The 13,489-nt window shown below is 44.3% G+C and carries 15 protein-coding genes; 4 read left to right on the top strand and 11 right to left on the bottom strand.

Annotated elements, in window-relative coordinates; all coding sequences use genetic code 11:
- The first annotated feature begins 327 nt into the window (after positions 1-327).
- Genes ACQEXR_RS04635 through ACQEXR_RS04625 form a run of 3 tightly spaced genes read left to right on the top strand, consistent with a single transcriptional unit; the run spans position 328 to position 2,641 of the window.
- Complete coding sequence (locus ACQEXR_RS04635; protein WP_427019829.1) at positions 328-1,131, top strand: hypothetical protein; 804 nt, start codon at positions 328-330, stop codon at positions 1,129-1,131.
- Positions 1,124-1,969, top strand: coding sequence for a glucosaminidase domain-containing protein (locus tag ACQEXR_RS04630; RefSeq protein ID WP_426951492.1), 846 nt, complete (start codon positions 1,124-1,126; stop codon positions 1,967-1,969). The genes ACQEXR_RS04635 and ACQEXR_RS04630 overlap by 8 nt, the downstream gene beginning before the upstream one ends.
- A gap of 12 nt (positions 1,970-1,981) precedes the next feature.
- Complete coding sequence (locus ACQEXR_RS04625; RefSeq protein ID WP_331416294.1) at positions 1,982-2,641, top strand: DUF2987 domain-containing protein; 660 nt, start codon at positions 1,982-1,984, stop codon at positions 2,639-2,641.
- A gap of 34 nt (positions 2,642-2,675) precedes the next feature.
- Here the strand turns inward: ACQEXR_RS04625 and ttcA are convergent, their stop codons facing one another.
- From ttcA to ccoN, 11 genes are all read right to left on the bottom strand, one after another.
- Complete coding sequence (gene ttcA, locus ACQEXR_RS04620) at positions 2,676-3,608, bottom strand: tRNA 2-thiocytidine(32) synthetase TtcA (RefSeq protein ID WP_269376474.1); 933 nt, start codon at positions 3,606-3,608, stop codon at positions 2,676-2,678.
- A gap of 134 nt (positions 3,609-3,742) precedes the next feature.
- Entirely contained in the window at positions 3,743-4,690 is a 948-nt protein-coding gene (gene uspE / locus ACQEXR_RS04615) for a universal stress protein UspE (RefSeq protein WP_331426503.1), read from the bottom strand.
- A gap of 142 nt (positions 4,691-4,832) precedes the next feature.
- Complete coding sequence (locus ACQEXR_RS04610; RefSeq protein WP_138971892.1) at positions 4,833-5,582, bottom strand: FNR family transcription factor; 750 nt, start codon at positions 5,580-5,582, stop codon at positions 4,833-4,835.
- A gap of 88 nt (positions 5,583-5,670) precedes the next feature.
- Complete coding sequence (locus ACQEXR_RS04605) at positions 5,671-6,345, bottom strand: sulfite exporter TauE/SafE family protein (protein WP_426951432.1); 675 nt, start codon at positions 6,343-6,345, stop codon at positions 5,671-5,673.
- Positions 6,342-6,506: a cbb3-type cytochrome oxidase assembly protein CcoS gene (gene ccoS / locus ACQEXR_RS04600; protein WP_427019828.1), complete on the bottom strand. Its 165-nt coding sequence runs from the start codon at positions 6,504-6,506 to the stop codon at positions 6,342-6,344. The genes ACQEXR_RS04605 and ccoS overlap by 4 nt, the downstream gene beginning before the upstream one ends.
- Positions 6,507-8,879 carry a heavy metal translocating P-type ATPase gene (locus ACQEXR_RS04595; protein WP_426951431.1) on the bottom strand — a complete coding sequence of 791 codons (2,373 nt, stop codon included), beginning with the start codon at positions 8,877-8,879 and terminating at the stop codon, positions 6,507-6,509.
- Between the two features lie 6 nt (positions 8,880-8,885).
- A complete protein-coding gene (locus tag ACQEXR_RS04590; protein ID WP_331426500.1) occupies positions 8,886-9,365 on the bottom strand; it encodes a FixH family protein in 480 nt (159 codons plus the stop codon).
- A 90-nt stretch (positions 9,366-9,455) separates the two neighbouring features.
- Positions 9,456-10,436, bottom strand: coding sequence for a cytochrome-c oxidase, cbb3-type subunit III (gene ccoP, locus ACQEXR_RS04585; RefSeq protein WP_426951430.1), 981 nt, complete (start codon positions 10,434-10,436; stop codon positions 9,456-9,458).
- Positions 10,433-10,609 (bottom strand): cbb3-type cytochrome oxidase subunit 3, encoded by a 177-nt coding sequence (locus ACQEXR_RS04580; protein ID WP_331416286.1) that lies wholly within the window; start codon positions 10,607-10,609, stop codon positions 10,433-10,435. Before ACQEXR_RS04580 ends, ccoP begins: the two co-directional genes overlap by 4 nt.
- 14 nt (positions 10,610-10,623) lie before the next feature.
- On the bottom strand, positions 10,624-11,244 hold the full coding sequence (gene ccoO / locus ACQEXR_RS04575) for a cytochrome-c oxidase, cbb3-type subunit II (protein WP_006878897.1): 621 nt from the start codon (positions 11,242-11,244) through the stop codon (positions 10,624-10,626).
- Positions 11,245-11,257: 13 nt separating this feature from the next.
- Complete coding sequence (gene ccoN, locus ACQEXR_RS04570; RefSeq protein WP_008079443.1) at positions 11,258-12,685, bottom strand: cytochrome-c oxidase, cbb3-type subunit I; 1,428 nt, start codon at positions 12,683-12,685, stop codon at positions 11,258-11,260.
- A 256-nt stretch (positions 12,686-12,941) separates the two neighbouring features.
- Here ccoN and ACQEXR_RS04565 point away from each other — a divergent pair, with 256 nt between their 5' ends.
- Positions 12,942-13,298 (top strand): hypothetical protein, encoded by a 357-nt coding sequence (locus ACQEXR_RS04565; protein ID WP_426951429.1) that lies wholly within the window; start codon positions 12,942-12,944, stop codon positions 13,296-13,298.
- The last annotated feature ends 191 nt before the right edge of the window (positions 13,299-13,489 follow it).

Raw genomic sequence — 13,489 nt, 5'->3', positions numbered from 1 at the left:
GCGCGCATCATAATCATCAAAAGTGTGAATTCAAAGCATTTTCTTATCCTGAAACACAAAAAATTTTGCAGGCTTAATTAAACATTCCTTACCATACTCTCTATATATGGGTAATGGCTTGCAGATAAGGGTTATTTTTCTTTGCCTTAGAGTAAGATAAATGCAATTAGATGACGCATTAGTGGTTAATTATCATCCAAACAATTGAGAAAGCAAGCTCATCATTGAGATTCGATTTTAGACCGCTTAGTGTTGCAGTATAATAGCCGAAATTTTCTATTAACAAGTTGGCTGGAATGAACGTACAACCGGCCACTGGATTCAAGAATGAACAACGACATTGAAAAAGACTTCAATTTGGGCGGTAGCGTAGAGCGTGCTTTGTCCGGCGACTATGACCTTAAAGCAGGAGACGTGTTTAAGGAAGCATGGCAACATACCGTTAAAAACTTCCTTTCATTTTCACCTTCGATCATTATTTTGATCGCCTTACAACTGGCGATTTTCTACATAGCACTAAAGCTGCAACTGGGTAACCCTGGTATCATTATTGATGCTTTTACTAATCCAGAGGCATTTGATCCAAGTATCTTCAACGCCATCATGATTGCTAACTTTAGCTATGAAGTCATCAGCGCGCCTATCTATGCGGGGATTAGTTTAATGGCGATGAGCCACGCTGCGGGCCTTGCCACCAAACCACGCCATATTGGTAAAGGGTTGCAGTATACCGTACCTGTCATTCTGGCTACACTGTTCAGTTTATTACTACAAGGTATCGCAGGAATGATATTTCCGTTCCTATCTTTGTATTTGTCGCTGGCATTCAGTAACTCGATTCTTTTAATCTGTGAGAAACAAATTCCCCCAATGCAATCACTGCTGCTTTCTCTGCGTGCGGTGAACAAAAAGATATTTGCTCTGGCGGGAATCTATATTGTTGTGTCGATTATGTTTGTGCTCGGCATGATGTTTTACGGCTTAGGTCTAATATTTGTGTTGCCGTTTTTCTTCCATGTTAAGGGGATTGTTTACCGCAACATGTTTGGCATCAAACTAAAAATCATTGCCTCAGACCGACCAAAAGATGAAGACGATAATGACAACGATCCACAAGTGTTCAATGCGTAAAAGTGAATTTATAGCGATTGCTGCGGCGAGTATTATTGCTGGCTGCTCTCTTTATGGGTACGAACGAAATGCCGCAGAAGAGCGCGAAAAAAAGAGAGTGGCAGCGGTTGCAACAGAGATGCAGCAGAAGGTTAAGCCGTCAGCTGTAGGTAGCGCACCTAACTTTGCTGCCATCACCGATGTAAAACAAAAGAAGCAGGCATTCTTTGACTACCTTCGACCTGGTATCGCACTCGAAAACCAGAGAGTGAGAAACGAGCGTCTGCGCTTAGATTCAATTCAGCAGAACTACTTGCAACAATCGCTCGACGATGCGGATAAGTCTTACGCGCAGCGTTTAGGCAAGCTCTACAATGTTGAACTGCCTTCTGACGGAATATCGCAACAGTGGCTCGACGATATGCTTCACCGTGTCGACGTCATACCTGAAGCACTGGTTTTGGTTCAAGGCGCAAATGAATCGGCGTGGGGCACTTCGCGTTTTGCCACCGAAGCCAATAACTACTTTGGACAATGGTGTTATCAGTCAGGTTGTGGGCTTGTCCCTCTTCAACGTGGCGACGGCATGACCCATGAAGTGGCTAAGTTCAGTTCGGTTCAGCAGTCGATTTACGGCTATTTTATGAACGTCAATCGCAATAACGCTTATGAAGAGCTGAGAGAAATTCGTTATCAACGACATCTTGCCGGACAAAGCTTGACTGATACTGAGGCTGCAATGGCGCTGTCCAATGGATTACTGAAGTACTCTGAACGAGGTGAGGCCTACGTCAACGATTTACAAAGCATGATCAGGCACAATCAGAGCTTCTGGGAAAATCCGATCGTCAAACAATAAGTATATAATTTCATGAAGAAAGTAACGTCAATGTTTTTGGCCGCAGCGCTAACGGGTGCGGCTGTTTTACCTGCTCAAGCTCAAGAATACATGTTCACCTACTCAAAGCTCTACTCACACATGAAGCAGAATGCGAAAGAGGGACATGATGATGTAAAAGTAGGGTTCTTCTTCCTTAACGCTAATACCAAACAATTGTGTAATATCGAAAAAGCCTGGATGGAGAAAGAAGAACACTACGAAGACCTTAAGGTTTCGCCATATAACGAAGTGATTGTTCCTCTAGACGATAACTTACGATCGGCTAACCCTTTGGTTTTTGTCCATACGCCGATGGATATGCGTTGTGACTTTTCTATGGTCGTGATGACCAAACAACCAATGAGTGACAATGTCACGTACGATCAGGTGAAAGTTCTCCTGCCACAAATGCAGGCTATTTTAGAGCAGTTAGGGGGCATGTTTGCTAGTTGGTTCACACCTGATGTCGAAGGTGTGACACTTGAGTTTGCAGACAAACTCAATTCAAAAATCGTTTTTTCTAACGGTAAATCAAAACCCATTATTGATGGTAAAGTTCAAGTCTCTCTAGATGATATTGGTGAGGGAGGCTTTATGACCTTGCCGCAAGAGACAGCGCGTGTGCTGCCGTACTTGCCTAAAGCAAAATGAAAAAAGGGTCGCATTGCGACCCTTTTTATTCGGATTAGATGTTGGTGACATTAAGCTGAAGGCTTGGATCAAACTCGTGAACCATATCTGGGTCTTGAACAGTCTGAGTTGGCATTTCTTCTTTATCGAAACCAATATCACCACCGTTGATTACACCAGAGTTTTTGTCGATCGATTTGAAATCAAATAATTCGAAGTCAGCAAGGTGGCTTGGTACGACATTTTGCATTGCACGGAACATCGTCTCGATACGGCCAGGGAAGCGTTTGTCCCAATCATTGAGCATCTGCTTGATGTTTTGACGCTGCAAATTAGGCTGTGACCCACAAAGGTTACAAGGAATGATAGGGTATTCACGCATCTCTGAATATTTGATGATATCTTTTTCGCGGCAGTATGCGAGCGGACGAATGACAACGTGTTCGCCATTATCTGATACCAACTTAGGAGGCATTCCCTTCATTTTTCCGCCATGGAACATGTTCAAGAATAGAGTTTCTAGAATGTCATCACGGTGATGGCCTAATGCGATTTTCGTCGCACCGAGTTCGTTAGCGGTACGGTAAAGGATGCCACGGCGCAAACGAGAGCAAAGTGAACAGGTTGTTTTGCCTTCTGGGATCTTGTCCTGAACGATTGAGTAAGTGTCTTCTTCGACAATTTTGTACTCAACGCCGAGAGATTCAAGGTATTCAGGAAGAATGTGACCTGGGAAACCAGGCTGTTTTTGGTCAAGGTTAACTGCAACTAGCGAGAATGAAATCGGCGCGCTCTTTTGTAAGCTCATTAGGATATCAAGCATAGTAAAGCTGTCTTTACCGCCAGATAAACACACCATGATACGGTCACCATCTTCAATCATGTTGAAGTCTTGGATCGCTTGGCCTGTATTACGGCGAATACGCTTTTGTAGCTTGTTAAAATTATATTGTTGAGCTTTAGTACGCTCTTGAGTTTGCTCGGTCATTAGCTTGCAGTCTTCATCAATCTTCAAAACAAAATGAAGTGCGTATGATACGGATAAATGGAACAGATGCTAGATCTATTCAGCGGAGAACAAAAAAAAGTCCCCTCAAAGAGGGGACGGAGAGAGGCTTTGCACTAGATAGCGGTTTTTGGATCGAGCGGGCTGATATAACCTTGTGGTTTCAACGCCATCACATCACAATTAATTTTATCGATCACGTGCTCCGCTGTGTTACCAATAAAGACGGCTGACAATCCTGTTCTGCCCGTCGTGCCAATGATAACCATCGCAGCATTGAGTCGCTCAGCGGCCTCAGGAATGATGTCTTCAGGCAATCCTTGTTCTACAACGGTTTGTTCTTCGTCATAACCGTGTTTCTGACGCAGAGCTTTCATCGCAGTAAGGTGATGTCCACGTACCGCGTCGGTATAGGTCGCTGGATCGAATTCTGGTAACTCAATCGTAATGTTTGCTGGAGTAACAGGGTACGCATTGACCAGATAAGGCTTCGCGCCTAACCGCTCAGTCAGACTATTGAGCTGTTCTACCATGGCATCGTTTAGACCAAGGTGGGTATCGTTCTCTGAACCAACGTGAACTGAAGCCAAGATGCTAGAATCTTCGGGCCAATCAGCGTTCTTCACTAGCAGAACAGGGCATGGACATTTACGTAATAGATGCCAGTCGGTGGGAGTGAAAATTACAGACTCCAGCACATCGTGTTTACGTGTCCCCTTAATAACAATGTCGTGTTCGCCGGCAAATACCTCAGCAATAATCGCCTCATAAGGGCGGTTGTGCCATACCACGCGAACATCGAAGTCGACGTCGTCATTAATGTAATCTTTGGCGATTTTACGCATCCATTGTTCGCGTTGCTGAATGACTCCACGACGCATTGCGTCGCGTTCATCGACAGATAACATGGACGTCATGTCATAGGAAAAATCGTAGATAGAAAGAAAGAAGGTTACCCGGCTTGGAGATCGACTTTTCGCTGCAAGTTGCATAGCACGAGCTAAGGCTGGCTGTTCATCTTTATTAATGTCAGCAACGACCAAAATCTTATTGTAGATACTCATATTGACTCCTTAGAGACGAGGAGGGCATATGATTAATGTAGCTTAGTTGGACGTAGAGTTTTAGAAATAATTGGAGGAATGTAAGAGAAGTTTGATGTAGCTCATCATCATGCTGAAAAACGAGCTACATCATTGAAAATTATTATGATTCTTTTGAAACGCCCGCCAATTCCATAAGCGCATCGTGGTTAAGAATAGTAATGTATTTACCCTTAACACTTAGAATTTCTGACTTTTGGAAACGGCCCAAGAGACGAGAAATCGTTTCGACGGTAAGTCCAAGATAGTTACCGATATCACCACGAGTCATGGTAAGACGGAATTCACGTGGACTAAAACCACGTTGAGAGAAACGAGTAGAAAGGTTGTACAAGAATGCAGCTAAACGCTCTTCGGCATTCTTCTTCGATAGCAGAAGAATCATCTCCTGATCGCCTTTGATTTCGTTACTCATCAAACGCATGATTTGCTGACGTAATTTCGGCATTTTACCTGAAAGGTCATCAAGGATCTCGTACGGAATTTCACAAACCATCGAGGTTTCTAGCGCTTGAGCAAAGCTAGGGTGCAAATCACCAGTAATTGCATCAAAACCTACTAGGTCACCCGCTAGGTGGAAAGCAGTAATCTGCTCATCTCCTTGTTCTGTGATGGTGTAACTTTTGATCGTACCTGAACGGATTGCATAAAGAGATTTAAGGTCATCTCCTGCTTTAAACAATTCCTGTCCTTTCTGGATTGGCTTTTTACGCTCGATGATCTGATCGAGTTGATCGAGTTCAGATTCATTGAGCGTAAACGGAATACAAAGCTGACTGATACTACAGTCTTGACAGTGGATTGCACAACCACCAGATTGAATGCGCTTTGTTGCAGGCTTTTCAGAAATCATAACAACCTTTCACTATTTGATATACATCAATATTTTAGCACCCATTACGACTAAAGGATAGTGGAAAAAAGCGCATAAAAACAGCCGACTAAAAACTAATGTTAAGTAAAGACAGTGCACCATAGCCTGTATATAGGCCATAGATTAAGATAGTAAATGCAACAATGTGACGAAATATATCAGAGTTTTGCAGCTTATGGAGTGAGGTCGCTGCATGTCCTACAAGTAGCATCGCGGGTAGGGTTCCGGCCCCAAATGCTAGCATGACTAACGCACCGTTGAGTGCACTTCCGGATACGGCTGACCATGTTAACGTTGAATACACGAGTCCACATGGAAGCCAACCCCAAACAAATCCAAATGGAAGCGCATGGAGTGAAGATTTCAGTGGCAACAAGGATTTACCTGCGGGGGATATAAATCGCCAGATAACTTGGCCAAGTTTTTCGATGTGAAGTAAGCCTTGCCACCAACGACCAATGTAACAGGCCAATAAAACCATAAATAGCGCAGCGGCAAGTCTTAACCAAATCAATGCATCGTTAACTTGACTAACTTGTGAAATTGTCGAAAAGGCGCCACCTACGATGGCGCCAATGACAGCGTAGCTAATTAAGCGACCACTGTTATAGAACAACGGAACCCATTTCGATGGTTGCGATTGTCCCATTGTCAGCATGGACGCGATACCTCCACACATTCCCATGCAGTGGCCAGCGCCCACAAGGCCAATGAAAAAAGCACCTAACCAATCAATGCTCACTTAGGCGGGTTCTCTTTACGTTGGTCTTCATCAAACAAAATGTTATGACCTTGACGTTCAAGATCTTCAAATTGCTCACTTCTTACCGCCCACAGAAAGACCGCAACAGCGACACAGACCAGCACGATAGCAATAGGGATGAGGATATAAAGGCTTTCCATCTATTTACCTTTTTCTTTGAGCAAGCGTAGAGAGTTAGATACTACAATAATTGAGCTCGCAGACATACCGACAACTGCAAAATAGGGGGCAACAAATCCCGCAACTGCAAGTGGCAGGATCAGAAGGTTGTAACCAAGCGACCAAGCCAGGTTTTCGCGAATGATCTTACGTGTTTGCAAAGCCAGTTCACGAGCTGCCAAAATTCGGTCAAGCCTGTCACCGAGTAACACCATGTCTGCGGAGGCTTTGGCGACGTCAGCACCACCGCCCATTGCCACCGATAGATGAGCGCCGGCAAGCGTAGGAGCATCATTAATGCCGTCACCAATCATCATGGTAATGTCTTTGGCGTCAACATTATTGAGATAATTCAGCTTATCTTGTGGTTTTGCACCTGCAACCACGTCTTGAATACCAATTTTACTCGCGACAAGGTGCGCGTTTTCACTGGTATCGCCAGTCAAAAGCGTAATTTTGACACCCGAGCGCTGGAACTTCTCTACAAACTCTTTTGCTTCAGCACGTATTGGGTCGCGGTAACTAAATGTCGCAACATGAATGCCGTCTAAGGACAGATAAACCGAATTCGCTTGTGCGAGCTTTGTTTCACCCAACACATAGTGTGCACTACCGATTTTAACCACAGAACCTTGATAACGTCCCTTAATCCCTGAACCGATCACGTTTTCTACGTCATCGACGATAACGTTGGTATCGGCGTATTGTTTAAATGCGCGAGCAATAGGGTGGTTAGCGCGAGACTCTAGTGACGCAGCAATAGCTAAAACTTGTTGTTTATCGTGTTCACCGTACACATCCACTTCATTGATCTCGATATCGCCATGGGTAAGTGTCCCTGTTTTGTCGATAATGAGATGGTTCACCTTACACAAAGTTTCGAATACATGACTTTTACGCAGCAAGATGCCGAGGTTACCCATTCTGGATGTCGCACATGTCAAAGCGGTCGGCGTAGCAAGAGAAAGCGCGCACGGACACGTCGCAACCAAAACGGATAACATGATCCAAAACGCGTCATCTGGGCGACTTGAGTGCCAGAAAAACCAAGTGCCTGCGGCAATAATGAGGATCACCGCTACAAAATAGCGTGCAACAATATCAGCGATCTCTGCAATTTTTGGCTTAGATAGCTGCGCTTCATCCTGAAGACGAACAATATTCGAAATCATTGAATCGGCTTTTGAAGAGGTCACTTCAAGTTCGAACGATTCTTCACCGTTTAATGTCCCTGCAAACACATAGTCGTCCACTTGCTTGACCACAGGTAAAGACTCACCTGTAAGCATGGATTCGTCGATGTGGACGCGTCCAGAAATGATCTTACCGTCTGCAGGAATATGTTCACCGGGGAGAACACGGATCTGGTCACCGACTTTCAACGTTTTCACCGGCACTTGGTCACCATTTAACTTGTTCGCAATCGCAGGGATTAACTTCAACAAGTTTCCACTCGCAGCCGCAGCCTTACGACGTGCGCGCATTTCCAAGAAACGGCCAACCAATAAGAAGAATGCAAACATCGAAATAGATTCGAAGAACACTTCTCCTTTTTCAGTCACTGTGGCGACCAAGCTGGCGAAATAGGCGAAGATCATGGCAATGGATACAGGGACATCCATACCGAGTGTACGGCTGCGAATACTTCGCCACGCGTTGATATAAAACGGCAAAGCAGAGTAGAGCATCACTGGCGTGGCGAATATTAGACTCACCCAGCGGAAGTAGTTTTTAAACTCGGGCTCTAAGTCGCCGAAGACTTCTAGGTAGAGCGCAACCGCGAGCATCATAACCTGCATCGTTGCCAAGCCTGCTATGCCTAGTCGATACAGATACTGCTTCATCTGTTGATGATAAGCGGCCTCCTGCTTATCTGCTTCAAATGGTGCAGCTTTATAACCTAACTGATGGATTAACGACAACAGTTCACTAAGACGAACCTGAGTTTTGTCCCAAGCCAACAAAGCACGGTTTGTGGTTGTATTGACACGAATAGAGACCACACCCGATTTGTTTGATACCTGTTTTTCAATCAACCAGGCACAAGCTGCACAAGAAACCCCATCAAGCGAGAGAGTGACCTCGGAACAATGTTCGCTATTGCGAACAAACTCTGACTGAACATCATCATTGTCGTAGTGAATTAATGCTTGTAACTGTTCAGGAACGAGATCTGCTTTTTCGGCAGGTGCGGTGCGATATTGGTAGTACGAGACTAAACCGCTATCAACGATCGTTTGAGCGACAGTCTCACAACCTGGGCAACACATTTCTCTGATATCACCCAGAATCTCTACTTTATAGTCCGTGTTGACTGGTACTTCTTCACCGCAGTGGTAACACGATTTACACATAAGCTATTAGTTCGCTAGTTGTACTGGAGTCGAGGATGGGAAAGTGACGCGCCCTTGTAGTAGCCACTGCTGATCATGCGGCGTAAGTTCAATAAACCAAGGTCCTTGAAGCTCTTGATCTAACTTAAAGCGATATTGTCCGCTCGCATCAGATGTAAGTAGTCGGCTAAAGTCACGGTCCGGTAGTGTACGGTGGGCAAACATGGCCGTTATAGCTGGATAGTGATCAAGTTGACCTTTATCAAATTGAATCACAACTTCGTGATCTTGAGAGAATGCAGCCGCGCTGAGACCGAGCTCTTTTGCCACATTCAGTTTAGAGATATCGATATTGATGCCTTTGCCTTTTTTATAGTAATCCTCAGTCACTAATGAAACAGAGTTCTGTGAGAAAACGATAACTGTAATGATCGTCCATACAACAACGGTGAGTGGCAGAATGATTAGGAACCACGGCCAGAACTGCTTATACCAAGGCTTTACCATAAAAAAGTTCTCAATGAAAAAAATGAAAGATATTAGGGCTTTAACTGTAAAGGAAAGACAGCCCCTTAAAAAGGGGCTGTTATTGAAATGTTACTTATTATCTGAGTTGCTCAAGCTCCAAACGTAAGCTGAAACTAGCTGAACTTTGTCTTCGCCTAGAATATCTTTCCAAGCCGGCATTACGCCAGAACGACCGTTCATAACTGTTTCAGTTACATCCGCGCGAGAGCCACCGAACAACCAGTCTTGGTCTGTTAGGTCAGGAGCACCCACTGCTGGGTTACCTTTACCGTCAGTACCGTGACACGCGGCACATACAACAAAACGTGCTTTACCTGCTTCAGCTTCACGTGCATTCACAGAACGACCAGATAGGCTTAGTGTGTAGCTCACAACTTCTTTCACACCTTGCTCACCTAGAGCATCCTTCCATGAAGGCATTTGACCGATACGACCATTCATTACTGTCGAAACGATAGCCTGAGGTTCACCACCGTACAGCCATGCGTCGTCAGTTAGGTTAGGGAAACCTTTCTGACCACGAGCATCTGAGCCGTGACATTGCGAACAGTTTTGCAGGAACAAACGTTGGCCAACTTTAACTGCTTCGCCATCCGCAGCAATTTCTGGGATAGGGCGCAATTCAGATGAACCATCTACGTAAGCAAGTTTCTTAAATGCTTCACCAAAGTAGGCTTCTGCATCGTCTAACTCTTTTGCGTATTGAACTAGATGCTTGTTCTCTTGTGATGCAGCGATAGAAGCTTTCGACTCTTCTACTGAACGTACAGTTTGGTCAGAACTCTGCCAACCTAGAACGCCTTTGAAGTTACCTAAACCTGGGTAAAGCGTTAGGTAAATCGCAGCAAATACAAACGTACCAACAAATAGGTAGGTCCACCACTTAGGAAGTGGGTTGTTCAATTCACGAATACCATCGTATTCGTGACCCATATCTGCACCTTCTTCGACGCCCATTTTATCTTTAAGGCACCAATAAAGGACAGCAGCACAGCCGAGAAGTGTACCGACTGTAATGATGATTATCCAAAGACTCCAAAATGTAGTCATTGCTTAGTCACTCCTTGTTCTTTAGAAGGTGCTTGCTCTTCGTCAGCGAATACAAGGTTAGCGGCTTCGTCGAAACGAGCTTTACGGCTCTTACCGTAAGCCCACCAAACCACACCAATAAAACTCACAAAAAGCACTATGGTCCAAATACTGTGAATAGTACCAATGTCCATAAATACCACCTTAATTACTTCATTGCGTGACCAAGAGACTGAAGGTAAGCGATGATGGCATCCATCTCAGTTTTACCTTCTACATCTTTAGACGCATTAGCGATCTGCTCATCAGTGTATGGAACACCGAATTGATCACGGAAAATAGTTAGTTTTTTCTGAGTGTCCTTGCCATCAAGAACATTCTCTTCAAGCCATGGGAAACCAGGCATGTTTGACTCAGGAACTAACTCACGAGGATCAATAAGGTGTACACGGTGCCACTCGTCAGAGTAACGACCGCCCACGCGTGCTAGGTCTGGACCTGTACGCTTAGAACCCCATAGGAATGGGTGCTCATACACACTTTCACCAGCAACAGAGTAGTGACCGTAACGTTCTGTTTCAGAACGGAATGGACGAATCATCTGGCTGTGACAAACGTTACAGCCTTCACGGATGTATACGTCACGACCTTCCATTTCAAGCGCAGTGTAAGGACGTAGGTTTTCAACTGGCTCAGTAGTTTGTTTTTGGAAAATTAGCGGAGTGATCTCAACAAGCGCACCCAAGCTAATAGCAAAAACGATAAGAATCGCGAGTAAACCGACATTGCGTTCAACAATTTCGTGGCGATTGTTAGAATTAGAACTCATTCTTTAAATCTCCTTATGCCGGCTGAGGGATAGCTTTTAGGCTATCTTTTGGCGCTGTTACCGTCTTGTACGTGTTGTATGCCATTAGGAACATACCCGCTAGGAAGATGAAACCACCTAAGAAACGTACGAAGTAGAATGGGTAAGACGCTTGAACTGACTCAACGAAGCTGTAAGTCAATGTACCGTCAGAGTTAACTGCACGCCACATCAGACCTTGCATAACACCCGAAATCCACATTGCAACGATGTACAGTACAGTACCGATAGTTGCCAACCAGAAGTGCGTATTGATTAGGCCAACAGAGTACATGCGCTCTTGACCGAATAGGCGAGGAACTAGGTGGTATACCGAACCGATAGATACCATAGCAACCCAACCTAATGCACCAGAGTGTACGTGGCCGATAGTCCAGTCTGTGTAGTGAGACAGTGCGTTAACTGTCTTAATAGACATCATTGGACCTTCGAACGTAGACATGCCGTAGAACGATAGAGACACGATTAGGAAACGTAGGATAGGGTCATAACGTAGTTTGTGCCATGCTCCTGACAGAGTCATGATACCGTTAATCATACCACCCCAAGAAGGAGCGAATAGAACAAGTGACATCACCATACCTAATGACTGAGTCCAGTCTGGAAGTGCAGTGTAATGTAGGTGGTGAGGACCTGCCCAAATGTACAGGGAAACCAATGCCCAGAAGTGAACGATAGACAGACGGTAGGAATAAACTGGACGTTCAGCTTGCTTAGGTACGAAGTAATACATCATACCTAGGAAACCAGCCGTCAGTAGGAAACCTACTGCGTTGTGACCGTACCACCACTGTACCATCGCATCCACTGCGCCTGAATAAATCGAGTACGATTTACCCATCGAGACAGGGATTGCCATGCTGTTTACGATGTGAAGTACCGCAACAGTGATAATAAAGGCACCGAAGAACCAGTTTGCTACGTAGATGTGAGAGGTCTTACGGGTAATCAATGTTCCGAAGAACACGATCGCATAAGAAACCCAGACAACTGCGATGGCAATATCGATTGGCCATTCTAGCTCAGCGTATTCTTTACCAGAGGTAAAACCTAATGGCAGAGTAATTGCTGCTGCTAAAATAATGGCTTGCCAACCCCAGAAGGTGAAGGCGACAAGAGGGCCACCAAATAGACGAGTTTGACAGGTACGCTGAACAACGTAATAAGACGTTGCGAATAGGGCACTTGTACCAAACGCGAAAATAACCGCATTAGTATGCAGAGGACGTAAGCGACTGTACGTCAACCACGGCGTATCAAAGTTTAGCTGTGGCCAAACTAATTGAGCGGCAATCAAAACACCAACAGCCATGCCAACAATACCCCAGAGAATAGTCACTAAGGTAAACTGACGAACGACTGTATAGTTGTAGTTTTGTTCAAGCTGCTTTTCTTGGCTCATTTGCATGCTTCCAATTTCTAATTAACTACACTTTACTTCCAACACGACACATGTCGTAATGCCACCCAAACCGTTAAGAAAATAGAACCTATTCAGTCGGTTAAATATTCTTGCCGATTTTAAAAAAAAGTGGCATTTTCAGCCGCCAACTATACTGCATTTAACAATTCAATGACAGAGTAGTAACCTTACAGTCGGTCAGGTTTTGGCCTTTTATTTTAAAACTTTGAAGTTTGTTACACGGAGAACCTCTTAAATGGCAGCTGAAAAACTGACGCGCGGACGTTTTGTTCAAATAATCATCATGTTAACCCTACTATTTACAGCGTTTATTTGGCGGACGATCACATTCAGCGAAGGGGAAATAATCGATTGCAGATTGAAAACAAACTGTACTTTTACTGTTAACGGTAACGAATTTGCCGCCAAGCGCACAAAAGATCGCCTATTGATTAACAAGCCAACAACGGATTTGAAAATTATTTCGCCTGATAATTCAGTTAAGGTGCTTGAAGATGTAAACACTTGGGTAATCGAAGCTGAAAAATTAGAAGATTTAGAATTAAACATCGTTGGTAATACACACAAACCGATAGCCACAATACGATTCTAACCACCGTTTTTAGTGTACTTGGAAACCATTCTTAATTTGAAGGCGTTGTCTCAGACCGAAGCGGCGCAATCAAGCTAAAAACAACCAACTGGAATTTGGTCATTAGCGAAGAAGCTAATAATCAGTAAATTAATCTTTGATTATCTTACTGATTATTAGGTATTTTATGCACCCTAGATGTCATCTTTAGA

The organism is Vibrio sp. TRT 2004, assembly GCF_050113735.1.
Lineage (GTDB): Bacteria > Pseudomonadota > Gammaproteobacteria > Enterobacterales > Vibrionaceae > Vibrio.
This window is presented reverse-complemented; position numbering and strand designations above follow the sequence as displayed.

Bases quoted from the DNA above. Each gene is read 5' to 3' on its own strand.
- ACQEXR_RS04635 (WP_427019829.1), top strand. From the start codon at position 328: ATGAACAACGACATTGAAAAAGACTTCAATTTGGGCGGTAGCGTAGAG.
- ACQEXR_RS04630 (WP_426951492.1), top strand. From the start codon at position 1,124: ATGCGTAAAAGTGAATTTATAGCGATTGCTGCGGCGAGTATTATTGCT.
- ACQEXR_RS04625 (WP_331416294.1), top strand. From the start codon at position 1,982: ATGAAGAAAGTAACGTCAATGTTTTTGGCCGCAGCGCTAACGGGTGCG.
- ttcA (WP_269376474.1), bottom strand. From the start codon at position 3,608: ATGACCGAGCAAACTCAAGAGCGTACTAAAGCTCAACAATATAATTTT.
- uspE (WP_331426503.1), bottom strand. From the start codon at position 4,690: ATGAGTATCTACAATAAGATTTTGGTCGTTGCTGACATTAATAAAGAT.
- ACQEXR_RS04610 (WP_138971892.1), bottom strand. From the start codon at position 5,582: ATGATTTCTGAAAAGCCTGCAACAAAGCGCATTCAATCTGGTGGTTGT.
- ccoS (WP_427019828.1), bottom strand. From the start codon at position 6,506: ATGGAAAGCCTTTATATCCTCATCCCTATTGCTATCGTGCTGGTCTGT.
- ACQEXR_RS04595 (WP_426951431.1), bottom strand. From the start codon at position 8,879: ATGTGTAAATCGTGTTACCACTGCGGTGAAGAAGTACCAGTCAACACG.
- ACQEXR_RS04590 (WP_331426500.1), bottom strand. From the start codon at position 9,365: ATGGTAAAGCCTTGGTATAAGCAGTTCTGGCCGTGGTTCCTAATCATT.
- ccoP (WP_426951430.1), bottom strand. From the start codon at position 10,436: ATGACTACATTTTGGAGTCTTTGGATAATCATCATTACAGTCGGTACA.
- ACQEXR_RS04580 (WP_331416286.1), bottom strand. From the start codon at position 10,609: ATGGACATTGGTACTATTCACAGTATTTGGACCATAGTGCTTTTTGTG.
- ccoO (WP_006878897.1), bottom strand. From the start codon at position 11,244: ATGAGTTCTAATTCTAACAATCGCCACGAAATTGTTGAACGCAATGTC.
- ccoN (WP_008079443.1), bottom strand. From the start codon at position 12,685: ATGAGCCAAGAAAAGCAGCTTGAACAAAACTACAACTATACAGTCGTT.
- ACQEXR_RS04565 (WP_426951429.1), top strand. From the start codon at position 12,942: ATGGCAGCTGAAAAACTGACGCGCGGACGTTTTGTTCAAATAATCATC.